Source organism: Kosakonia sp. YIM B13588 (assembly GCF_042788165.1).
GTDB classification, from domain to species: Bacteria; Pseudomonadota; Gammaproteobacteria; order Enterobacterales; family Enterobacteriaceae; genus Kosakonia; species Kosakonia sacchari.
Genome location: NZ_JBHZPO010000008.1, coordinates 71,791 through 94,281, shown reverse-complemented (window position 1 = coordinate 94,281; position 22,491 = coordinate 71,791). Strand labels below are relative to the sequence as shown.

Here is a 22,491-nt window from a genome sequence, read left to right as displayed (position 1 = left end):
AAGAATAAGAAAATTTTCTATTCTGCTGGCGGCACCGCACCCCGAATCTGCACCGCCAGCTTTCCAGCCTTGTTGAATCAGCGAGTTATCCGTAAGCGGCGATTTACGCCTGCGGTTTAACCGCCGGTTCGTCTGCGGGATCGCCAGTATGACGCCCCTCTTCCGTACCTTGCCAGCCGTGGCGCTGGGTTAATGACAGATGCGCTCTGTCTTCCGAAATGATTTCCGTCAGCATCGCGCTGGTGCGTTTAAACACCGCCGCGCGCGCCTGCGCATCGTTTTCCACCTGCGCCATCTCCTCCACCATCGAGGTGTTAAAACGACGGAAATGATCGGCGCGTTCACGCGCTTCATATGAACCAAGCCCCAAACCTTCCAGCGCCAGCCTTCCCGTTTTCAACGCCGCCTCGAAGGTTTCACGCTCCGGTTTCTCAACACCCGCCTGGCGCAAGCGAATGTAATGATCGACATCGCGGGCACGGGCAATAATGCGCAGATCCGGGAAGTGCTCTTTCGCCAGCTCCGTTAATTGTAGGCTGGCCTGCGGATCGTCGATGGCATTAATTAATACTTCTGCACGCCCGGCACCAGCAGATTCCAGCAAATCAACGCGTGTCGCATCGCCATAAAACACCTTCATACCGAATTTACGCAGCGTTTCAATATGATCGGGATCGTGATCCAGAACCACCATCTTCACGCCGCTGGAGAGCAACAAACGCCCGGCAATCTGCCCAAAACGTCCGAACCCGGCAATAATGACCCGCGCTTCTTCCTCGTCGATTTCGTCCGCTGCGCGCTCCTGCTGGCTACCGGATGCTTCAAGACGGGCCAACAGCACCAGTAACAGCGGCGTTGCGGCCATCGACAGCGCGACCGTCAGGGTTAACGCTTTCGCCCATTCGCTATCCAGCACCTGCGCGGTTTGCGCGGTGCCAAATACCACAAAAGCGAACTCACTCCCTTGCCCCAGCAGGGCGGCAAACCACAATCGCTGCTTGCCGGGCACGCGTAACGGGCGAGCAATCAGCCACAGCACCACGCTTTTGATCACCAAAAAACCGACCAGCAGCAATAAGATGCGCAGTGGGTGCGTCACCAGCGTGCCAAAGTCGATCGACATTCCCACGCCGATAAAAAACAGCCCGAGCAGCAAACCTTTAAAGGGCTCAATATCGCTTTCCAGCGCATGGCGATATTCAGAGCTGGCAAGCAACACACCGGCAAGAAACGCGCCCATCGCCATCGACAAACCCGCCTCTTCCAGCAATAAACCGAAACCGAAGACCAGGAACAGCGCCACGGCGCAGAACACTTCCCGTAAACCGGATCGCGCAACGAAGCGCAGCGCCGGGCGGGCAACATAGCGCCCGATCAGCACCACCAGTGTCAGCGCGGCAACAACTTTGAGCGCCGAAAGCGCGAAAGCACTGAGCGTCATCGCCCCGCCGCTGGCAGCCAGCAGGGGGATCATCGCCACCAGCGGGATGGCAGCGATATCCTGGAACAACAGCACGGAAAAAGCGCTGCGCCCCATTTGCGATACCGTCAGGTTACGCTCATTCATTGCCTGCATAGCAATTGCCGTGGATGACAACGCCAGCGTCAGACCAATTAATACCGCGACCGGCCACGGTAACCCGAGCAGCGCGCAAAACCCGCCAAGCAACAATCCGCAGCTGGCCATTTGCAGCGCACCGCCACCAAATACCGACGCACGCAGTTTCCATAAACGCTGCGGATCCAACTCAAGGCCAATCACAAACAGCATCAGTACGACGCCGATTTCCGCAAAATGGAGGATAGATTCCGCGTCCGTTACCAGCCGCAATCCCCACGGACCAATAATGCCTCCGGCAATAAGATAGCCAAGCACCGACCCGAGCCCCAGGCGCATGGCAATCGGCACGATCAGCGCCGCCGATCCCAGATAGATCAGCGCCTGAATTAACGTATGGCTATCCATGCTGCACCTCCTGCCACTCCAGTAAACGTTGTTTGTAATGGCGCGCCTGCGCCTGCAACGTTTCATCGTCGCAGATAAACGTGCAGTGCACGGCAAAAGGAGGCAACCAGTTCATCCCGCAGTAGAGCGCTGTCGCCTGTAGCGGCTGGGAAAGCACATCAAAACCGGGGTGCGATCCAATATCAAAATGGTTGTCACCACCGCCGGTCGTCACCGCCCACAGTACACTTTTGCCGCGTAGCGCCGTTCCACCATGGCCATACGCCCAGCCATGCGACAGCACTTTATCCAGCCAAAGTTTGAGTAATGGCGGCACGCTGTACCACTGCATCGGATGTTGCCAGATAACCAAATCGGCACGGGAAATCGCCTCCTGCTCGGCGGCGACGTCAATATTGAAGTCAGGATAGAGTTCGTAAAGAGAACGTATTTCAACGTCTTCCAGCGTCCCTGCCTGCTCAATCATGCGCTTATTCGCATGCGAATGCTGCGGATAAGGATGGGCATAAATTATGAGGATCATTGATTAACCTGTTTTCACTACACGCTTTTTCTTGAAAGTGTAGTCAGTTAATCGTCTGGCTAAAAGCGGCAATCTGTGTGGGAATGAGGGAAAGGTATGCGGCAGCCGAAGCTACCGCAAATGAGGAAGGGACTAATTATCCAGTTCGCTCATGTTTTTCACCTGATCGCGGTTAATCTGCTCAGTTTTTCCGGTTTCTGCATTTTTATAAGAAACCAGCCCGGTGTCTTTATCCACCTGCGGTTTGCCGTCGGTCACAATGGTGCGGCCATCAGTGGTACGTACCGCCTGATTGGAGGAACATCCGGCAACGGTAAACAGTGCTGCAGCCGTAAAAATCGAGGTCATCAGAAGTTTAGTTCGCATGGTTATCTCCCTGCTTTCCAGTGAATTTCATTCGTCTGTTTAGCCATTTTAGGCTAACTCACTGAACGGTGGGGAAAATGCAGAACACTCTGAAGGGGGAGTAAAGAACCCTCTCTCCGCAAGGGAGAGAGGGGAGCAGATTATTTGCTAATCTGCGCGTGCATTTCCTGCACGGAAATCACTTTTTCTGTGGCATCTGCATTCAGCGCCATCGCGGTAGCAAAGCCGCCGTTCAGCGTGGTGTCGTAGTGCACTTTATACTGCAGCGCGCTGCGGCGAATCAGCTTGGAATCCTCAATCGCCTGACGCCCCGCCGTGGTGTTGATGATGTAGGTATATTCGCCATTCTTGATACGATCCTGAATGTGCGGACGACCTTCATGCACCTTATTCACCAGACGTGGGTTAATGCCCGCTTCCCCCAGCACAATCGCCGTGCCGTGGGTCGCATCCAGCTCAAAGCCCTGTTTCAGCAGCTTCGCAGCGAGATCCACCACGCGCTCTTTATCCCCTTCACGTACTGACAGCAGCGCGCGACCCTGTTTCTTCATGGTCGAGTTACTGCCCAGTTGCGCTTTGGCGAAGGCTTCGGCAAAGGTACGTCCCACGCCCATCACCTCACCGGTAGAGCGCATTTCCGGCCCCAGCAGCGGGTCAACGCCCGGGAATTTGTTAAACGGCAGTACCACTTCTTTCACCGAGTAATACGGCGGAATAATCTCTTTGGTGTGACCTTGCTGAGCCAGCGTTTTGCCGGTCATCACGCGCGCCGCCACTTTTGCCAGCGGCAAGCCAGTAGCTTTGGAGACGAACGGCACGGTACGCGCGGCACGTGGGTTAACCTCAATCAGATAAACTTCGTTATCTTTCACTGCAAACTGCACGTTCATCAGGCCGCGAACCTGCAATTCAAACGCCAGTTTCTGCACTTGCTGGCGCATCACATCCTGGATTTCCTGGCTCAGCGTGTAAGCAGGCAGCGAACATGCGGAGTCGCCGGAGTGCACGCCCGCCTGTTCGATATGCTCCATGATGCCGCCAATCAGCACGCTTTCGCCGTCGCAAATCGCATCGACATCCACTTCCACCGCGTCGTCGAGGAACTTGTCCAGCAGTACTGGTGCATCGTTGGAAACGCTGACTGCGGTCATAAAGTAGCGGCGCAGGTCGATTTCGTCGTAGACGATTTCCATGGCGCGACCACCGAGGACGTAAGAAGGGCGCACCACCAGCGGGTAAGTGATCTCTTTCGCTTTTTCAACCGCCTGCTCCAGCGCCGTCACCGTGGCGTTAGCAGGCTGTTTCAGTTTCAGGCGTTCAACCGCATGCTGGAAGCGCTCGCGGTCTTCCGCACGGTCGATAGCGTCCGGGCTGGTGCCAATCACCGGGACACCGGCGGCTTCCAGCGCGCGCGCCAGTTTCAGCGGCGTTTGCCCGCCGTACTGCACGATAACGCCTTTCGGTTTTTCGATACGCACAATTTCCAGCACATCTTCGAAAGTAACCGGTTCGAAGTAGAGACGGTCAGAGGTGTCGTAATCGGTCGACACGGTTTCCGGGTTGCAGTTGACCATGATGGTCTCGTAACCATCTTCGCGCAGCGCCAGCGACGCGTGTACGCAGCAGTAGTCGAACTCAATGCCCTGGCCGATACGGTTTGGCCCGCCGCCGAGCACCATGATTTTTTCACGATCCGGGTTCGGGTTGGCTTCGCACTCTTCTTCATAAGTGGAGTACATGTAAGCGGTATCGGTCGCGAACTCCGCCGCACAGGTATCCACACGCTTATAAACCGGATGCAGGTTGTACTGGTCGCGCAGTTTGCGGATTTCCGCTTCGCGCACGCCGACCAGGGTTGCAAGCCGCGCATCAGCAAAACCTTTACGCTTCAGAGTGCGCAGGAAGTCAGCGTCGAGACCGTTGATGCCGACACTTGCAACCTGCTCTTCCAGACGCACCAGCTCTTCGATTTGCACCAGGAACCAGCGGTCGATGTTGGTCAGGTTGAACACGCCATCAACAGACAAGCCCGCACGGAACGCATCGGCGATGTACCAGATACGCTCAGCGCCCGCGTCTTTCAGCTCGCGGCGGATTTTCGTCAGGGCTTCCGGGTCTTCAAGGCTCACTTTCGGGTCGAAACCGGTCGCGCCCACTTCCAGACCGCGCAGCGCTTTCTGCATTGATTCTTGTTGGGTACGGCCAATCGCCATCACTTCACCAACAGATTTCATCTGCGTGGTCAGACGGTCATTCGCGCCCACAAATTTCTCGAAGTTGAAGCGCGGAATTTTGGTCACAACATAGTCGATAGACGGTTCGAACGAGGCCGGGGTACGCCCGCCGGTGATATCATTCATCAGCTCATCAAGCGTGTAACCCACCGCCAGTTTCGCCGCCACTTTCGCAATCGGGAAACCGGTCGCTTTCGACGCCAGCGCCGAAGAACGCGATACACGCGGGTTCATTTCGATAACAATCAGACGACCGTTTTTCGGGTTTACCGCGAACTGTACGTTAGAGCCGCCAGTTTCAACGCCGATTTCACGCAGTACCGCCATCGAGGCGTTACGCATGATTTGATACTCTTTGTCGGTCAGCGTTTGCGCGGGAGCTACGGTGATGGAGTCACCGGTGTGGATGCCCATGGCGTCGAAGTTTTCAATCGAGCAGACAATAATGCAGTTGTCATTCTTATCACGCACCACTTCCATCTCGTACTCTTTCCAGCCAATCAGCGACTCATCAATCAGCAGCTCATTAGTCGGTGAGAGATCCAGCCCGCGGGCGCAAATCTCTTCAAACTCTTCGCGGTTATACGCGATACCGCCACCGGTGCCGCCCATGGTAAAGGAGGGGCGAATAATGCACGGATAGCCGACATCCGCCGCCACCGCCAGCGCTTCATCCATGGTATGCGCGATACCAGAACGCGCCGTGTCGAGGCCGATTTTTTTCATCGCAATGTCGAAGCGACGGCGGTCTTCCGCTTTATCAATCGCATCGGCAGTCGCGCCAATCATGGTGACGCCAAACTCTTCCAGCACGCCCTGGCGTTCCAGTTCCAGCGCGCAGTTCAGCGCGGTCTGGCCGCCCATGGTCGGCAGAACCGCATCCGGGCGCTCTTTTTCGATAATTTTGCGTACCACTTCCCAGTGGATCGGCTCGATATAGGTCGCATCGGCCATCTCCGGGTCGGTCATAATGGTTGCCGGGTTGGAGTTCACCAGAATGACGCGGTAACCCTCTTCACGCAGCGCTTTACACGCCTGCGCGCCAGAGTAGTCAAATTCACATGCCTGGCCGATAACAATCGGGCCAGCGCCAAGGATCAGGATGCTTTTTAGGTCGGTACGTTTTGGCATTGCTCTTTTCTCCTGATTATTTGGCGGTATTACGATACTGCTCGATTAACTCAATAAAGTGGTCAAACAGCGGCGCGGCGTCGTGCGGGCCTGGGCTCGCTTCCGGGTGCCCCTGGAAACTAAACGCCGGTTTATCGGTGCGGTGAATGCCTTGCAATGTACCATCGAACAGGGATTTGTGCGTTACGCGCAGGTTTGCAGGCATTGACGCTTCATCAACCGCAAAACCGTGGTTCTGCGCAGTGATCATCACGGTATTGTTATCGATATCTTTTACCGGATGGTTACCGCCGTGGTGGCCAAACTTCATTTTCACCGTCTTCGCACCGCTCGCCAGCGCCAGCAGTTGATGACCCAGGCAGATACCGAAAACCGGAATATCCGTTTCAAGGAAGGTTTTAATCGCCTCGATGGCATAATCGCACGGTGCCGGGTCGCCTGGGCCGTTGGACAGGAAAATGCCGTCCGGATTGAGTTTCAGCACATCCGCCGCCGGGGTTTTCGCCGGAACGACGGTCAGGCGGCAACCTCTGTCTACCAGCATGCGCAGGATGTTGCGTTTTGCGCCGTAATCGTATGCCACAACGTGATACGGCAACTCGCTCTCGCTCTTCGCTGGCGGCAGGTCGTCCGCCAGTGTCCAACTGCCCTGCGTCCAGCTGTAGGTTTCCGCCGTTGTGACTTCTTTTGCCAGATCCATGCCGTTCAGACCCGGGAAGGCTTTCGCTTTTTCCAGCGCCAGCGTGGCATCAACATTATCGCCGGCGATAATGCAGCCGTTCTGCGCGCCCTTTTCACGCAGCAGACGGGTCAACTTACGGGTATCGATATCAGCAATCGCCACAATGTTATGGCGCTTCAGATAAGAAGAGAGGTCTTCGGTACTGCGGAAGTTGCTGGCAATCAGCGGCAGGTCGCGAATGACCAGACCTTGCGCATGTACCTGAGAGGATTCTTCGTCGGCGGAGTTAGTGCCGACATTGCCGATATGAGGATAAGTAAGAGTAACGATTTGGCGGGAATAGGAAGGATCAGTGAGGATTTCTTGATAACCGCTCATTGAAGTATTGAAAACGACTTCCCCAACCGCCGTGCCCGTTGCCCCTATGGCCCGACCGTGAAACTGGGTTCCGTCTTCCAGAACCAATAGCGCTGACTTAATCAAAACACCCTCCAGAGAATATTCACTCACTTTATTTGCATATTAATTCATATTGAAAGCCTGAATCAATGCAAATTTGCTTGCCGTGGATTTTTGGCAAACGGCGGCATTCTGGAGAGATGTCGGTTAAAAGTCAACTTTTCTCCGGTATTTTTCTTATTGTTTTACGCCACTGCCCCTTTTTACTGGATTTAATCGATAAAAAGATCAGACAAACTCACAGGGAAAACGCTTGCGCGCTGAGAAAATTGCATTTTCTAATGGTGGATAGCAAAAAAGTAGACCAGATGGTCAAAATTTACAATTGAGAAACACAAAATAGAGAGATAAAAAGAGATTATGACAGGCTTAGTGGAAATAAAGAGTGAAAAAGGAAAAATAAAAGGGCAATAAAATATTGCCCTTTGCAATCAATTGATTATGACTGCAACAACCACATCACGATGGGTAATAAACTTTATAAATTGTTGAGATCAAGCACGTCCCGCATATCAAAAAGGCCATTATTCTTTCCTTTTAGCCACAAAGCGGAGCGAGCCGCACCATTGGCAAAAGTCATGCGACTGGAGGCTTTATGTGTGATTTCAATACGTTCACCAATATCGGCGAACATCGCGGTATGTTCACCGACGATGTCGCCTGCACGCACCGTGGCAAAGCCAATCGTGCCGGGAACACGCTCGCCGGTATGCCCTTCGCGCGCATAAACCGCACACGTTTTTAAATCTTTATTCAGTGCACCGGCAATCGCCTCGCCCATCGCCAGCGCGGTTCCCGACGGAGCATCGACTTTGTAGCGATGGTGCGCTTCGATAATTTCGATATCGGTATAATCACCCATAACTTTCGCCGCTTTCTCCAGCAGCTTCAGCATGACATTGACGCCAACGCTAAAGTTAGCAGCAAAAACAATGGCGATATTTTGCGCCGCCTCGGTAATGGCCTGCTTGCCCGCGTCATCAAAACCGGTGGTGCCAATTACCATTCCTTTACGGTGCTGGCGACAGAAAGCCAGGTGTGTCAGCGTACCTTCCGGGCGGGTGAAATCGATAAAGACATCAAAATCATCTTTCACCGCCTCAAGGCTGCTCTGCACAGTCACACCCGTTTTCGCCACGCCAGCCAGTTCACCCGCATCGCTTCCCAGCAGAGAAGAACCTTCGCGCTCCAGCGCCGCGCCAAGTTCGACGCCGTCCATTGCCTGTGTCGCCTGAATCAACTGACGGCCCATACGCCCGCCAGCGCCCGCGATGGCTACGCGGATTGGTGCATCATGCATAGTTGTGCTCTTTTGTTAAAAAAATGCGTAAGAATCGTTTCCAGATTAACCAGCCCGTATCGGGGCCACCAGCCGAAAACGCCGATAATAAGAAATTAATGATATACAGCCGGAAATATCAGTAAAAGGCATGATGTTAAGGTGCCAGCGCCAGTACCTCAGCTACCCAATGACGAAAACCCTCTACATCGATTTCCAGCGCCACCTGCGCATTGGGCTGCTGCCCCAGTTTGCCTTCAATGTCTACCACCGTCGCTCCTGCAGTGTATTGCCCCTGCGTCTCCACAGCGACAAAACAGGATTTCAGCGTAAACAGTTCCGGACGCGCCAGCCAGGCGATAGCGCAGAGATCGTGCATCCGCAGCCCGGTCGCCATACTGCCGCTGCGATAGTGACTAAAAAGCGCATGTAACATTTTGCCGGTGTTGTTGAGCGCCGGCAGTGCCGCCAGATATTCTGGTGTCAACGTTGCACGGTTGGTCACATCCAGACCGCACATCACGATCTCCAGCCCGCTGTTGAACACGCGCGCGGCGGCCTCGGGATCGATGGCGATATTAAATTCGGCATTGGGCGTAAAATTGCCGCGCCCGGCAGATCCGCCCATCATCACCAGACGGCGAATATTGAACTGACACTCCGGATAATGCGTTAGCAGCAGCGCAATGTTAGTTAACGGGCCGATAGTGACCAGCGTTACCGGCTCCGGCGAGGCCAGCAGTACGTCACGGATTGCCTGAAAAGCAGGGATAGCCAGCGGCTGGCGCTGATGCTCAATAAAAGCGTAACCATCCATGCCGGATTCGCCGTGCACGTCGGCGGCGCTGTACAACGGTCGCAGCAGCGGGGTTGCCGCACCCTGCGCCAGCGGGATATCCGCCTGCCAGAAATTCAGCAGTTGCAGCGCATTACGGGTGGTTTTTTCCAGCGAAACATTACCGGCAACGGTGGTGATAAGTTTGAGATCGCACTGCGGCGCGAACAGCGCGGCGGCAAGGGCAACGGCATCATCGATACCGGGATCGGTGTCGAGAATCATGGGTAAACGCATAATGCCTCCACAAAAATTATCCATAAAAAATGCCAGACTCAGTCTGGCATCTTCGCATAAAGCTTCGCGTAAAACGTTATTCGACTTCGCGAACATCCACCCGCAGCTCTTTTGGCACTTCGAAGACAATATTCTCTTCGCGCCCTTCCAGCGGGATTGCTTCGCCGCCGCCCAATTCCTGCAAGCGGACAATAACATTTTGCACCAGGATATCCGGCGCGGAAGCTCCGGCGGTAACGCCCACGCAGTTAATGCCGTTTACCCATGCTTCCTGAATATCAGAAGCATCATCGATGAGATACGCCGCTTTTCCCATCCGCTGTGCCAGCTCGGCCAGGCGGTTAGAGTTAGAGGAGTTTTTCGAACCGACCACCAGCACCACTTCCGCCTGCTCTGCCAGCGCGCGCACGGCTTCCTGTCGATTGGTGGTGGCGTAGCAAATATCATCTTTGCGCGGACCGACAATCTGCGGGAAACGCGCCCGCAGCGCATCGATCACATCTGACGTATCGTCCACAGAGAGCGTGGTTTGCGTCATAAACGACAGTTTGCCCGCGTCTTTGATATCCAGCGTGTCAACATCTTCCGGCGATTCCACCAGGTACATACCCCCTTTCGGGTTGCTGTACTGGCCCATGGTGCCTTCTACCTCCGGGTGACCGGCGTGACCAATCAGAATCGCTTCTTCGCCACGACGGCTTGCGCGCGCCACTTCCATATGCACTTTGGTGACCAGCGGGCAGGTGGCGTCAAAGACGGTCAAATCGCGGCTTTTCGCTTCGTTACGCACCGCCTGAGAGACGCCGTGAGCGGAGAAAATCAGGATCGCGCCATCCGGCACTTCGCTGATTTGCTCAATAAAGATTGCGCCACGTTCACGCAGGCTATCGACAACATAGCGGTTGTGCACCACTTCATGGCGCACGTAAATCGGCGCGCCGTAGAGAGCCAGCGCGTTTTCAACAATGCTGATAGCGCGGTCAACGCCGGCGCAAAAACCGCGCGGGTTAGCCAACAGGATCTGCATTTGTTTCCTCCAGTGCCGGATCAACTTCCAGCACGTCGATATCAAAATGAACGGTTCTGCCCGCCAGCGGATGGTTAAAATCGACGGTAATCGAATCACCGTTGACTTCACGGATCACGCCCGGCATTTCGCTGCCGTCCATTGCAGTAAAGAGCATAATCGCACCGACTTCCGGCTCCCCGGCATCCATAAATTCGCGGCGCGAGAAGTACTGAATCAGATCCGGGCTCGGCGTGCCAAATGCGGCGTCTGGCTCCAGAGAAAAGACTTTTTTCTCCCCGGCTTTCAGGCCAAGCAGATGTTGTTCCAGTCCTTCGGAGAGTGAACCGTCGCCAAGGCGAAACAGCGCCGGTTTGCCATTGTTGCGGGTTGACTCGGCAAGAGAGCCATCTTCGAGCTTAAGCGTGAAGTGCACCAGCACCGCGCTATCGCTCTGTACGGATTTAGACATGCAGGTTGCTCTTTATGTTTTCGTGTTGTATTGCCCGGCAGCCTTAGCTTACCGGGCCTACAAAGCGGTTGGCTTATGCTTGTTTCTTCGCGGCCGTTGAGGGAAGGAAACCTTCCAGCACAATCAGTGCCGCGCCAATACAAATTGCAGTATCGGCAAGGTTAAAGGTAGCAAAATGCCAGTCGCCCATATAAAAATCGATCATATCGACGACAAAGCCATGCCACAGACGATCAAATAGATTACCCAGCGCGCCGCCAATGATCAGCGCATAGGCGATATTGTTCAGTTTTTGCGTGGCCTTAGCGCGATACATCAGCACCGCCAGCACTACGCAGATACCGATAGCGATACCCGCGAAGAACCAGCGCTGCCAGCCGCCGCTGTCCGCCAGAAAACTGAATGCCGCGCCATAGTTGCGCGCGTAGTGCAAATTAAGCGACGGGAACAGCGACACCGTATCCCCCAGAGCAAAGTTCTGGAGGATCAGGTATTTGCTGCCCAGATCGATAATCAGCACGACCACCACCAGCCACAGCCAGCGCAGCCCTGTTGAAGAGATCGATTTACTCATCAGGCAAACTTACGTTTTTCGCCGTCACCGGCGACGTTGCTTACACAGCGTCCGCAAATATCTGCGTGTTCCGCCACCTGGCCGACATCGGTGGTGTAATGCCAGCAGCGCGGGCATTTCTCACCTTCGGCTTTGCTCAATGCGACTTTCAGCCCTTTGAGCAGCTCGCTCTGCTGTGCATCCGCAGAAGCGCTGGCATAATCCGCAACTTTCGCGCCGGAGGTCAACAGGACAAATCGCAATTCCGTGCCCAGCGCCGTCAGCTTCGCTGCCAGTTCCGGCTCGGCAAACAGCGTCACCGCAGCTTCCAGCGAACCACCGACTTTCTTGTCGGCGCGCGCCTGCTCGATAACCTTGTTCACTTCGCCACGCACTTTCAGCAGCTCGTCCCAGAACGCATCGTTCATCGCTTCGCTCTCAGCCAGGCCAAACAGACCTTCATACCATTCACCAGTGAACACATATTTCTCGCGGGAACCTGGCAGATAGCCCCAGATTTCATCGGCGGTGAAAGACATGATCGGCGCCATCCAGCGCACCAGCGCTTCACAGATGTGATATAGCGCGGTCTGGCAGCTACGGCGCGCCACGCTGTCCGCTTTTGCGGTGTACTGGCGGTCTTTAATGATGTCGAGATAGAACGACCCCATTTCGATTGAGCAGAAGCGCATCAGACGCTGTACCACTTCGTGGAAGTCGTAGGATTCGTAAGCTTTAACGATGTCTTCCTGTGCTGCTTTTGCGCAGCCGACGGCCCAGCGATCCAGCACTACCATCTCTTCCGGTTTCACCATATCTTTTGCCGGATCGAAACCGTTCAGGTTGGCCAGCAGGAAGCGCGCGGTGTTACGGATACGGCGATAGCTGTCGGCAGCACGTTTGAGGATCTCGTCGGAGACCGCCATCTCACCGGTGTAGTCGGTAGAGGCCACCCACAAACGCAGAATATCCGCGCCGAGTTTGTTCATCACTTCCTGTGGTGAAACGGTGTTGCCGATGGATTTGGACATTTTGCGTCCTTGGCCATCAACGGTGAAGCCGTGAGTTAGTACCTGGCGGTACGGCGCTTTGCCTTTCATCGCCGTAGAGATCATCAGCGAGGACATAAACCAGCCGCGATGCTGATCCGAACCTTCCAGATACATATCTGCTGCATGGCCGGCGAATTCCGGGCGCACATCGACAACAGAAGCGTGGGTTGAACCAGAGTCAAACCAGACGTCCAGCGTATCCGGCACTTTGACATAGTTGTCGGCATCGTCGCCCATGATGTCGCGCGGGTCGAGATCCCACCATGCCTGAATACCGTCAACTTCAACGCGTTTGGCTACGGCTTCAATCAGTTCCAGCGTGCGCGGGTGCAGCTCTTCGGTGTCTTTATGCACGAACAGCGACATCGGCACACCCCAGGTGCGCTGACGGGAAATACACCAGTCCGGGCGGTTAGCAACCATCGATTCGATACGCGCCTGTCCCCAGTCCGGGATCCACTGCACACCTTTGATTTCACTCAGTGACTGCGCACGCAGCCCTTTCTGATCCATGCTGACGAACCACTGTGGCGTCGCGCGGAAGATGATCGGCGACTTGTGACGCCAGCAGCACGGGTAGCTATGCTGCATTTTTTCGACATGCAGCAGCGCGCCTTTTTCTGTCAGCAGCGCCACGATGAGATCGTTCGCTTTAAAGACGTTAACGCCATCCAGCGTCGGATAAGTTCCCGGCAGATATGTGCCGTCCGGGCCAACCGGGTTGGCGATCTCCAGACCGTATTTCAAGCTAATAGTGTAGTCATCCGGGCCGTGACCACCCGCGGTATGCACCGCGCCGGTACCGGCTTCCAGCGTAACGTGATCGCCGAGGATCGCCGGAACGTCGAAGTCGAGGAACGGATGCTTAAAGCGCATCAGTTCCAGTTCGGAACCTTTTACCGTACCCAGCACCGAATAATCAGCAACGCCGATGCGTTTCATCACGCTATCGACCAGATCTTTCGCCAGGATCAGTGCCTGGCCGTCAATCTGCACCAGCGCATAGTCAAACTCCGGAGAGAGAGAAATGGCGCGGTTCGCAGGCAGCGTCCATGGCGTGGTGGTCCAGATAACCAGCGAGATTGGGCCATTAACGGTAGAAGCGCCAAATTTGGCTTTCACTGCGTCCTGATCACCAGCGTGGAACGCGACATCAATGGACGGAGAGGTTTTGTCGTAATACTCCACTTCCGCTTCCGCGAGTGCGGAACGGCAGTCGACGCACCAGTGCACCGGTTTGGCACCTTTCAGCAGATGACCGTTGCCAATGATTTTACCGAGCGCGCGAATGATATTGGCTTCGGTTTTGAAATCCATGGTCAGGTAAGGATGAGACCAGTCGCCCAATACGCCAAGACGGATAAAGTCTTTACGCTGGCCATCAACCTGCGTGGCGGCGTATTCGCGGCATTTAGCGCGGAATTCGGCGGCGGTAAACTTCTCACCCGGTTTGCCATATTCCTGCTCTACTTTCAGCTCGATCGGCAGACCGTGGCAATCCCACCCCGGAACATAAGGCGAGTCAAAACCTGCGAGTCCTTTGGACTTCACAATAATGTCTTTGAGAATTTTGTTAACCGAGTGACCAATATGAATGCTGCCATTCGCATATGGAGGGCCATCATGCAGAATGAAGGTTTTTTTGCCTTTTTTCGCCGCACGGATGATGCCGTACAGGTCATCATCAGTCCAACGCGCCAGCATTCCCGGTTCGCGCTTGGCGAGATCGCCGCGCATCGGGAACCCTGTTTCCGGCAAATTCAGGGTAGATTTATAGTCACTCATCAGATTCTCGGTTCCGTATTTCGGTTTGATTAATACCACCAGGCCTTAAGAAGCCGGTTTAGATAGCCCAAAAAAGTCGCGGGCCGCTACCTCATCTCGGGCGATTTGCGCTTTCAGCTCGTCAAGCGAGGCAAATCGCTGTTCGTTGCGTAATTTTTTACGCAGTACTACATCTATATGGCGCCCGTAGAGGTCCATTACAACGTCAAGCAAATGCACTTCCAGTTGCTGGCGCACACCCGCGACTGTTGGGCGAGTGCCAATATTGGCAACGCCGGGAAGGACAGTATCGCCCAGTCCAGCCACTTCGACCGCGTACACCCCTTTGACCGGGGAGACCTGACGGCGCAGCGGTAAATTCGCCGTCGGGAAACCAATGGTGCGCCCCAGTTCATCGCCGTGCACAACGCGCCCGGAAATGGTAAAGGGGTGGCCCAGTAAATTTGCAGCCAGTTCCAGGTTATCTTCCGCCAGCGCTTGCCGCACTGCCGTGCTGCTAACGCGCACGCCGCCCTGGCAGAATGTTTGCGTGCTGGTGACGCTGAAACCGTACTTTTCACCGGCCTTCTGTAATAACAAGAAATCCCCCTGGCGACCAGCGCCAAAACGGAAATCGTCGCCGACTGCGAGGAATTTCACACCAAGGCGTTCAACCAGCAAATCGCTGACAAATGTTTGTGCGGTGAGCGCCGCAAAACGGCGATCGAAGCGTACGCAGAGCACGTAGTCCACGCCGCAATCTGCCAACAAGCGCAGCTTTTCACGCAGGCGGGTCAGCCGCGCAGGGGCTTTTTCCCCGGCGAACAATTCCAGCGGCTGCGGCTCAAAAATCATCACGACCACCGGCAGGCCACGGGCACGCCCTTCAGCGCCAAGCCCTTGTAATAGCGCCTGATGGCCACGATGCACACCATCGAAATTACCAATAGTCAGCACACACCCATGCGGTGCCTGGCTGAGATTATGTATGCCGCGTATCAGCTTCATGTCTGGCTCAAAACAGTGAAAATCGTCGGATTATACCTTGTACAGCGGGCGACGTTAACCGACGATTGCCTTAACAACGCAGAAAGGGGAAGGATTTCATCAGGCTGTCTACCTGCGCCATGAAAATCTGCCTTAGATAACGATTTTTCTGGCGGAAAAGCTGTATTCGCGACACGCAAGCTGTTAGAATCCTGCGCCATCAATACGTAACGAGCGTTGTACTTTAACGGCGCTTATTTGCACAAATCCATTGACAAAAGAAGGCGAAAAGGGCATATTCCCCGGCCTTTGAATTGTCCATATAGATCATATTTGGGAGTTGGACCTTGGCTAATATCAAATCAGCTAAGAAGCGCGCCGTTCAGTCTGAAAAGGCTCGCAAGCACAACGCTAGCCGCCGCTCAATGATGCGTACTTTCATCAAGAAAGTATACGCAGCAATTGAAGCTGGCGACAAAGCCGCTGCGCAGAATGCATTTAACGAAATGCAACCGATCGTGGATCGCCAGGCCGCTAAAGGTCTGATCCACAAAAACAAAGCAGCGCGCCATAAGGCTAACCTGACCGCGCAGATCAACAAACTGGCTTAATCGCTACGTTGTTGGCTTTGTGAAAAAACCCGCTTCGGCGGGTTTTTTTATTTCTGCACTGGCGTAAAAAGCGCGGCGTAATCCCGATTGCAGATGCGCTGTACCGCCGGATGCTGGATCATCCGTTCTGCGAAAATGGCGTGGTACTCCTCCATCACGTTTTCCACCCGACCAATTTCTACCATGCGATCGTCAGCATAGAAGTCATCTGCATATGACGTCGGTGCAACAAAAATGGCATTATGCGCCGCGCCAAAGGCTTTCATCAGCGCCGCATCGTCAAACTCACCCAATATTTCCACCTGCAATCCCTGCGCGTTAAACCAGTTCAGCAGCTTACGACCAAGCATTGAACGGCGGCCGGGTATTAACAGGCGTCTTTCTTCCAGGCAAGCTGGAAACGATTTTTTGAGCGATGAATCGCTGCACCAGAAACTGACGCTGCACTCGCCAATTTTTACCGAAAACAGCCCTTCCTGCTGCGTGGAATCGATAGGGCAGTCGGAGATAATCATATCAAGCTGGTGCTGGCTCAACTGTTCCAGCAGCAGTTCATGGGTGGATTCAAAGCAGCGCAAGTGAATCTGCTCCCCTTCCTGCACAACCGCATCGAGTATACCGCTTACCAGCCTTTTCGAGAGCGCATCGGCGACGCCGACATCAAACAGCAGGTTCGACTCTTTGCGGTAGTTAATGATGTCGAGCATCTCCTGACTCAGGGTGAACATTTTGTCGGCGTAACGGAAAACCAGCGCACCCAGCTCGGTGGGTTCCAGCCCTCTTCCTTTACGCTTGAAAAGTTTTCCCTGTAAGCGATCTTCGAGCGCTTTGATCTGCCCGGTGATAGTTTGTGGCGTCAGGAAGAGCGCCTCCGCCGCACCGACGACGGAGCCTTCCCGATAAACATGCCAGAAGTAATAGAGATGATTGTAATTTATGTACGACATCGCCCTTTACCCTACTCAGCGTCAGGTACGGATAATGCGCGTACGCAGCAGACAATAACCCGTTACCGCAGAGAGGATTGAACCCGTCAGGATCCCAAGCTTGCTCCAGGCAACCATCTCCGCATGCGCGTCGCCAAAGGCCAGCGAGGAGATAAATATCGACATGGTAAAGCCGATACCGCACAGCACGCCGACCGCCATAATTTGTTTGAACACCGCGCCCTGCGGCAACCTCGCCAGTTTCAAACGCAGCGCCAGCCAGCAAAACAGCGAGATCCCAAGCGGCTTGCCGATAACCAAACCGGCGATAATACCCAATGGCAAAATATCTCCCAGCCCGGACAACGACATTCCATGTAATGAGACACCCGCGTTCGCGAATGCGAACAACGGCAGGATCAGCCAGCCAACCCACGGGTTAATCGCGTCCACCAATTGATGTAACGGTGAGACACCCTTTTCTTCTCGTAGTGGGACAAAGAAACCGACAACCACACCCGCGAGCGTCGCATGCACACCGGATTTCAGCACCGCTGTCCACAAGACAACGCCGACCAACATGTAAAGACCAATGCGTCGAATGTTCAACGCATTCATGATAGCAAGGACAACAATCGCGCCGGCGGCTACGCCCAGCGCCAGTGTTGAGAGGTCGCTGGTATAGAACAATGCGATAATAATAATCGCGCCCAGATCATCAATGATCGCCAGCGCCATCAAAAACACTTTCAACACGGGCGGAACCCGGTTGCCCAACAAGGCCAGCACCCCGAGAGCGAAGGCGATATCGGTAGCGGTGGGAATGGCCCAACCGTGGCTTGCCAGCGGATTATCGTGATTAAACAGCAAAAAGATCAGCGCCGGAGCCACCATGCCGCCAAGCGCAGCGATAACCGGAAATACGGCCTGCTGGCGGCTGGCAAGCGTGCCCTGAACCAGCTCATATTTCACTTCCAGTCCGACCATCAGGAAAAAGATGGCCATCAACGCATCGTTGATCCACAGCAGCATATCTTTTTTGATTTCCAGCGAGCCGACTTTCAGTTCAACGGGTGTTTGCAGAAATGAGCTGTATAAATCCTGCGTAGCACTGAGGTTGGCGCACAGCATCGCCAGCGCCGCCGCAATGATCAGCACTATGCCACCCGAGGCATCGCTGCTAAAGAAGCGTTGCAATAATTTCATCTTGTTCTCCGATCCCTGTAACGTCGTGGCGGCTATCTTACTCCGCTCTAATCCTCGACAAAATCAGATTATTATTGCTGATAAACTCTCTTTTTCCGAGCAATGGAAAAGCGGATAAAAAAGCCCGGCAGAAGCCGGGCCTGATAACGCGTCATGAAGAAGGATTAACGGGTTAAATCGTCAAAAAATTTCTTCACGCCGTCGAAGAAGCTTTTGGAACGCGGACTGTTATTTTCGCCTGTCGGGCCGCCAAAGCTATCCTGTAAATCTTTCAGGAGCTGTTTCTGCTTGTCGTTCAGACCGACCGGCGTTTCGACTACCACGCGACACAGCAAATCGCCCTGTGCGCCGCCGCGAACGGATTTCACCCCTTTGCCGCGCATACGGAACAGTTTGCCCGTCTGGGTTTCGGTCGGCACTTTCAGCTTCACGCGACCATCCAGCGTCGGCACTTCGATTTCACCGCCCAGCGCCGCCATGGCAAAGTTGATCGGCACTTCGCAGTACAGGTTATTACCTTCACGTTCAAAGATCGGGTGCTGTTTTACCTGTACCTGAACGTACAGGTCGCCAGCCGGAGCACCGTGCTCGCCCGCTTCGCCTTCACCGCTCAAACGGATGCGATCGCCGGTATCCACGCCTGCCGGGATTTTAACGGACAGGGTTTTGGATTTTTCAACGCGGCCATGACCGTGACATTTATTGCACGGATCTTTAATCAGCGTACCCCGGCCCTGACAGTGCGGACAGGTCTGCTGCACAGCAAAAAAGCCCTGGCGCATTTGCACCTGGCCGGAACCGTGACAGGTCGGACAGGTCTGCGGCTGCGTGCCCGCTTTCGCGCCACTGCCGTGGCACACGTCGCACTCTTCAAGCGTAGGAATACGGATCTCTTTCGTGACGCCACGAACCGCTTCTTCCAGTGTCAAATCCATGTTGTAGCGCAAATCCGCGCCGCGCGCCGCGCGCTGACGACCACGACCGCCGCCGAAGATATCGCCAAACACGTCGCCGAAAATATCGCTGAAGTCCGCGCCGCCGCCAAAACCGCCGCCGCCGAACCCACCACCGCCCATGCCGCCTTGTTCAAACGCCGCATGACCGTACTGATCGTAAGCCGCACGTTTTTGGGCATCGGTCAGGACTTCGTAGGCTTCTTTAATTTCTTTGAATTTGGCTTCGGCCTCTTTATCGCCCTGATTGCGATCCGGGTGATATTTCATGGCCAGGCGTTTATACGCCTTTTTGATTTCACGCTCTTCCGCTGTTTTCGGAACGCCTAAAATCTCGTAATAGTCTTGCTTCGCCATCGGTTTATCTGCCCCTTAACATACGAGCACGGGCGTGGAGAAAACCCCGACGCCCGTGCTGGTTATCTACCCTGCATCAGGGCGATTATTTTTTGTCTTTTACTTCTTCAAACTCGGCGTCAACAACATCGTCGTCTTTCGCGTTGTTCGCAGAAGCATCAGCGCCCGCCTGCTGCTGCGCGTGCTGTTGCTGTGCGATTTCCAGCAGTTTCTGGGAAGCCTGCGCCAGCGCCTGCATTTTCGCTTCGATGTCAGCCTTGTCTTCGCCTTTCAGCGCAGTTTCCAGCTCGCTCAACGCAGCGTCGATAGCAGTTTTGTCTTCAGCTGGCAGTTTGTCACCGGCTTCTTCAACCTGCTTACGGGTGCTGTGCAGCAGATGATCGCCCTGGTTACGGGTCTGCACCAGTTCTTCGAATTTACGGTCAGCTTCAGCGTTTGCTTCAGCATCGCGTACCATTTTCTGGATTTCGTCTTCGTTCAGACCAGAAGAAGCCTTAATGGTGATCTTCTGCTCGCGGTTGGTATTTTTGTCTTTTGCAGACACATGCAAAATACCATCGGCGTCGATATCGAAGGTAACTTCAATCTGCGGCATACCGCGCGGAGACGGGTTGATGCCATCGAGATTGAACTGGCCCAGCGATTTGTTATCAGACGCGCGTTTACGCTCACCCTGTAGCACATGGATGGTTACCGCAGACTGGTTGTCTTCCGCAGTAGAGAACACCTGGCTGTGCTTAGTCGGGATAGTGGTGTTTTTGTTGATCAGCGCAGTCATCACGCCGCCCATGGTTTCGATACCCAGCGACAGCGGGGTAACGTCCAGCAGCAGAACGTCTTTCACTTCACCAGTCAGCACACCACCCTGCACCGCAGCACCGATAGCAACGGCTTCGTCCGGGTTAACGTCTTTACGCGGCTCTTTACCGAAGAACTCTGCCACTTTTTTCTGCACCATCGGCATACGCGTCTGGCCACCGACCAGGATCACGTCGTTGATGTCAGATACGGACAGGCCAGCATCCTGCAACGCAACTTTCAGCGGCTCGATGGAACGGTTAACCAGGTCTTCAACCAGGCTTTCCAGTTTCGCACGAGTCACTTTGATGTTCATGTGTTTCGGACCGGTCGCATCTGCAGTGATGTACGGCAGGTTCACGTCGGTCTGCTGAGCGGAAGAAAGCTCAATTTTCGCTTTTTCTGCCGCTTCTTTCAGACGCTGCATCGCCAGCGGATCGTTACGCAGATCGATACCCTGATCTTTCTTGAACTCTTCTACCAGGTAGTTGATCAGACGGCTGTCGAAGTCTTCACCACCCAGGTGGGTATCACCGTTGGTTGCCAGAACTTCGAAGGTTTTTTCGCCATCAACTTCATCGATTTCGATGATAGAGATATCGAAAGTACCGCCACCCAGGTCATATACCGCGATAGTACGGTTGCCGGTTTCTTTATCCAGACCGTAAGCCAGCGCTGCCGCTGTTGGTTCGTTGATAATACGTTTAACTTCCAGGCCTGCGATACGGCCGGCATCTTTGGTTGCCTGACGCTGCGCATCGTTAAAGTAAGCCGGAACGGTGATAACAGCTTCAGTTACCGGTTCACCCAGGTAATCTTCAGCGGTTTTCTTCATTTTTTTCAGCACTTCCGCAGAGATCTGCGGCGGCGCCATTTTGGTGCCTTTTACATCAATCCACGCATCGCCGTTGTCGGCTGCGATGATTTTGTACGGCATGATAGATTCGTCACGCTGGACTTCCTCGTCCTGGAAGCGACGGCCAATCAGGCGTTTGATCGCAAACAAGGTGTTTTGCGGGTTCGTCACTGCCTGACGTTTAGCCGGCTGACCTACCAGAGTTTCGCCATCCTGTGTATAAGCGATAATAGAAGGCGTGGTGCGATCGCCTTCGGCGTTCTCCAGCACACGAGCCTGAGCGCCATCCATAATGGCTACACAAGAGTTGGTTGTCCCAAGGTCGATACCAATAATTTTACCCATCTAAACGTCTCCACTAAAAATTCGTCATCATGTGGTTGTGAACCTGTAATAAGGGCGAAACGTGCGGTTTCAACTACCCTGTATTGTTTTTTTTCAGGCTCACACACTGCGGTTGACTACAAGATGGGGTCGCAAGCTCGCGCATCAAGGGGGAGCGGTAAAAAATTTTTTAATTTACACCTGTTCAGATCATAGACAGGTTCAATGGCGCTATTTATGATGCCGCGCCCCGCCTCCTCAATACTGACGCGGGGCTTTCATTTTCCCTTTTCATATTGATTTATTTTGAGGAATTATGGGCAACACTAAGTTGGCTAATCCGGCTCCGCTGGGCTTAATGGGCTTCGGCATGACCACTATTCTGCTTAACCTGCACAATATTGGTTTGTTCCCGATGGATGTCATTATCCTGGCGATGGGCATTTTCTATGGTGGTATCGCACAAATTTTTGCCGGCCTGCTTGAGTATAAAAAAGGCAACACCTTCGGTTTGACCGCGTTCACCTCCTACGGCTCTTTCTGGTTGACGCTGGTGGCGATTCTGCTGTTCCCGAAAATGGGGCTGGCAGAAGCAACAAACGGACACTTCCTGGGCGTTTATTTAGGTATCTGGGGCGTATTCACACTGTTTATGTTTTTTGGCACTCTGAAAGGCGCACGCGCGCTGCAATTCGTCTTCCTGAGCCTGACGGTGCTGTTCGCACTGCTGGCAATTGGCCACCTGGCCGATAACGAAGGCATTGTTCACATTGCAGGCTGGATCGGTCTGGTATGTGGTGCCAGCGCAATCTATCTGGCGATGGGCGAAGTGCTGAATGAACAGTTCGAACGCACCGTGCTGCCAATTGGCGAGAAGCACTAATTCCACCGTACACGGCTAAAACGAAACGGAG

The 22,491-nt window shown here is 54.2% G+C and carries 18 protein-coding genes; 2 read left to right on the top strand and 16 right to left on the bottom strand.

Annotated elements, in window-relative coordinates; genetic code table 11:
* Positions 1-103: 103 nt before the first annotated feature.
* The 12 genes from kefC to ribF form a co-directional block, all read right to left on the bottom strand.
* A complete protein-coding gene (gene kefC, locus ACFX4U_RS14935; RefSeq protein ID WP_305737132.1) occupies positions 104-1,966 on the bottom strand; it encodes a glutathione-regulated potassium-efflux system protein KefC in 1,863 nt (620 codons plus the stop codon).
* On the bottom strand, positions 1,959-2,489 hold the full coding sequence (kefF, locus tag ACFX4U_RS14930; protein ID WP_313510607.1) for a glutathione-regulated potassium-efflux system oxidoreductase KefF: 531 nt from the start codon (positions 2,487-2,489) through the stop codon (positions 1,959-1,961). The genes kefC and kefF overlap by 8 nt, the downstream gene beginning before the upstream one ends.
* Before the next feature lie 132 nt (positions 2,490-2,621).
* A complete protein-coding gene (locus ACFX4U_RS14925; protein WP_020456507.1) occupies positions 2,622-2,855 on the bottom strand; it encodes a YgdI/YgdR family lipoprotein in 234 nt (77 codons plus the stop codon).
* A gap of 140 nt (positions 2,856-2,995) precedes the next feature.
* Positions 2,996-6,220 carry a carbamoyl-phosphate synthase large subunit gene (gene carB, locus ACFX4U_RS14920; protein ID WP_017457886.1) on the bottom strand — a complete coding sequence of 1,075 codons (3,225 nt, stop codon included), beginning with the start codon at positions 6,218-6,220 and terminating at the stop codon, positions 2,996-2,998.
* A gap of 16 nt (positions 6,221-6,236) precedes the next feature.
* A complete protein-coding gene (gene carA / locus ACFX4U_RS14915) occupies positions 6,237-7,385 on the bottom strand; it encodes a glutamine-hydrolyzing carbamoyl-phosphate synthase small subunit (protein WP_380218362.1) in 1,149 nt (382 codons plus the stop codon).
* Between the two features lie 454 nt (positions 7,386-7,839).
* Complete coding sequence (dapB, locus tag ACFX4U_RS14910; RefSeq protein WP_313510736.1) at positions 7,840-8,661, bottom strand: 4-hydroxy-tetrahydrodipicolinate reductase; 822 nt, start codon at positions 8,659-8,661, stop codon at positions 7,840-7,842.
* Positions 8,662-8,797: 136 nt separating this feature from the next.
* Positions 8,798-9,712: a ribonucleoside hydrolase RihC gene (rihC, locus tag ACFX4U_RS14905; RefSeq protein ID WP_305737137.1), complete on the bottom strand. Its 915-nt coding sequence runs from the start codon at positions 9,710-9,712 to the stop codon at positions 8,798-8,800.
* Between the two features lie 76 nt (positions 9,713-9,788).
* Positions 9,789-10,739: a 4-hydroxy-3-methylbut-2-enyl diphosphate reductase gene (ispH, locus tag ACFX4U_RS14900; RefSeq protein ID WP_313510738.1), complete on the bottom strand. Its 951-nt coding sequence runs from the start codon at positions 10,737-10,739 to the stop codon at positions 9,789-9,791.
* Positions 10,720-11,190: an FKBP-type peptidyl-prolyl cis-trans isomerase gene (gene fkpB, locus ACFX4U_RS14895; protein WP_020456500.1), complete on the bottom strand. Its 471-nt coding sequence runs from the start codon at positions 11,188-11,190 to the stop codon at positions 10,720-10,722. Before fkpB ends, ispH begins: the two co-directional genes overlap by 20 nt.
* Positions 11,191-11,263: 73 nt before the next feature.
* A complete protein-coding gene (gene lspA, locus ACFX4U_RS14890) occupies positions 11,264-11,764 on the bottom strand; it encodes a signal peptidase II (protein ID WP_313510741.1) in 501 nt (166 codons plus the stop codon).
* Complete coding sequence (gene ileS, locus ACFX4U_RS14885; protein ID WP_313510744.1) at positions 11,764-14,580, bottom strand: isoleucine--tRNA ligase; 2,817 nt, start codon at positions 14,578-14,580, stop codon at positions 11,764-11,766. Before ileS ends, lspA begins: the two co-directional genes overlap by 1 nt.
* A gap of 45 nt (positions 14,581-14,625) precedes the next feature.
* Positions 14,626-15,567 carry a bifunctional riboflavin kinase/FAD synthetase gene (ribF, locus tag ACFX4U_RS14880; RefSeq protein ID WP_193821768.1) on the bottom strand — a complete coding sequence of 314 codons (942 nt, stop codon included), beginning with the start codon at positions 15,565-15,567 and terminating at the stop codon, positions 14,626-14,628.
* A 326-nt stretch (positions 15,568-15,893) separates the two neighbouring features.
* On the opposite strand from ribF, the gene rpsT reads away from it, so the two are divergent.
* Positions 15,894-16,157, top strand: coding sequence for a 30S ribosomal protein S20 (gene rpsT / locus ACFX4U_RS14875; RefSeq protein ID WP_003856458.1), 264 nt, complete (start codon positions 15,894-15,896; stop codon positions 16,155-16,157).
* 47 nt (positions 16,158-16,204) lie between these two features.
* Here rpsT and nhaR read toward each other — a convergent pair whose 3' ends face one another.
* The 4 genes from nhaR to dnaK form a co-directional block, all read right to left on the bottom strand.
* Complete coding sequence (gene nhaR / locus ACFX4U_RS14870; RefSeq protein ID WP_305737139.1) at positions 16,205-17,104, bottom strand: transcriptional activator NhaR; 900 nt, start codon at positions 17,102-17,104, stop codon at positions 16,205-16,207.
* A gap of 21 nt (positions 17,105-17,125) precedes the next feature.
* A complete protein-coding gene (nhaA, locus tag ACFX4U_RS14865; RefSeq protein WP_305737140.1) occupies positions 17,126-18,289 on the bottom strand; it encodes a Na+/H+ antiporter NhaA in 1,164 nt (387 codons plus the stop codon).
* Between the two features lie 164 nt (positions 18,290-18,453).
* On the bottom strand, positions 18,454-19,599 hold the full coding sequence (gene dnaJ, locus ACFX4U_RS14860; RefSeq protein WP_017457872.1) for a molecular chaperone DnaJ: 1,146 nt from the start codon (positions 19,597-19,599) through the stop codon (positions 18,454-18,456).
* Between the two features lie 85 nt (positions 19,600-19,684).
* A complete protein-coding gene (gene dnaK, locus ACFX4U_RS14855; protein ID WP_131408176.1) occupies positions 19,685-21,598 on the bottom strand; it encodes a molecular chaperone DnaK in 1,914 nt (637 codons plus the stop codon).
* A 295-nt stretch (positions 21,599-21,893) separates the two neighbouring features.
* Here dnaK and satP point away from each other — a divergent pair, with 295 nt between their 5' ends.
* Entirely contained in the window at positions 21,894-22,460 is a 567-nt protein-coding gene (gene satP / locus ACFX4U_RS14850; protein WP_305737141.1) for an acetate uptake transporter, read from the top strand.
* The last annotated feature ends 31 nt before the right edge of the window (positions 22,461-22,491 follow it).

Excerpts from the sequence above, each read along its gene's own strand:
- nhaR (WP_305737139.1), bottom strand. The coding sequence starts at position 17,104 with ATGTCGTACATAAATTACAATCATCTCTATTACTTCTGGCATGTTTAT.
- nhaA (WP_305737140.1), bottom strand. The coding sequence starts at position 18,289 with ATGAAATTATTGCAACGCTTCTTTAGCAGCGATGCCTCGGGTGGCATA.
- kefC (WP_305737132.1), bottom strand. The coding sequence starts at position 1,966 with ATGGATAGCCATACGTTAATTCAGGCGCTGATCTATCTGGGATCGGCG.
- ACFX4U_RS14925 (WP_020456507.1), bottom strand. The coding sequence starts at position 2,855 with ATGCGAACTAAACTTCTGATGACCTCGATTTTTACGGCTGCAGCACTG.
- fkpB (WP_020456500.1), bottom strand. The coding sequence starts at position 11,190 with ATGTCTAAATCCGTACAGAGCGATAGCGCGGTGCTGGTGCACTTCACG.
- dnaJ (WP_017457872.1), bottom strand. The coding sequence starts at position 19,599 with ATGGCGAAGCAAGACTATTACGAGATTTTAGGCGTTCCGAAAACAGCG.
- lspA (WP_313510741.1), bottom strand. The coding sequence starts at position 11,764 with ATGAGTAAATCGATCTCTTCAACAGGGCTGCGCTGGCTGTGGCTGGTG.
- ileS (WP_313510744.1), bottom strand. The coding sequence starts at position 14,580 with ATGAGTGACTATAAATCTACCCTGAATTTGCCGGAAACAGGGTTCCCG.
- kefF (WP_313510607.1), bottom strand. The coding sequence starts at position 2,489 with ATGATCCTCATAATTTATGCCCATCCTTATCCGCAGCATTCGCATGCG.
- satP (WP_305737141.1), top strand. The coding sequence starts at position 21,894 with ATGGGCAACACTAAGTTGGCTAATCCGGCTCCGCTGGGCTTAATGGGC.
- dnaK (WP_131408176.1), bottom strand. The coding sequence starts at position 21,598 with ATGGGTAAAATTATTGGTATCGACCTTGGGACAACCAACTCTTGTGTA.
- ribF (WP_193821768.1), bottom strand. The coding sequence starts at position 15,567 with ATGAAGCTGATACGCGGCATACATAATCTCAGCCAGGCACCGCATGGG.
- dapB (WP_313510736.1), bottom strand. The coding sequence starts at position 8,661 with ATGCATGATGCACCAATCCGCGTAGCCATCGCGGGCGCTGGCGGGCGT.
- rihC (WP_305737137.1), bottom strand. The coding sequence starts at position 9,712 with ATGCGTTTACCCATGATTCTCGACACCGATCCCGGTATCGATGATGCC.
- ispH (WP_313510738.1), bottom strand. The coding sequence starts at position 10,739 with ATGCAGATCCTGTTGGCTAACCCGCGCGGTTTTTGCGCCGGCGTTGAC.
- carB (WP_017457886.1), bottom strand. The coding sequence starts at position 6,220 with ATGCCAAAACGTACCGACCTAAAAAGCATCCTGATCCTTGGCGCTGGC.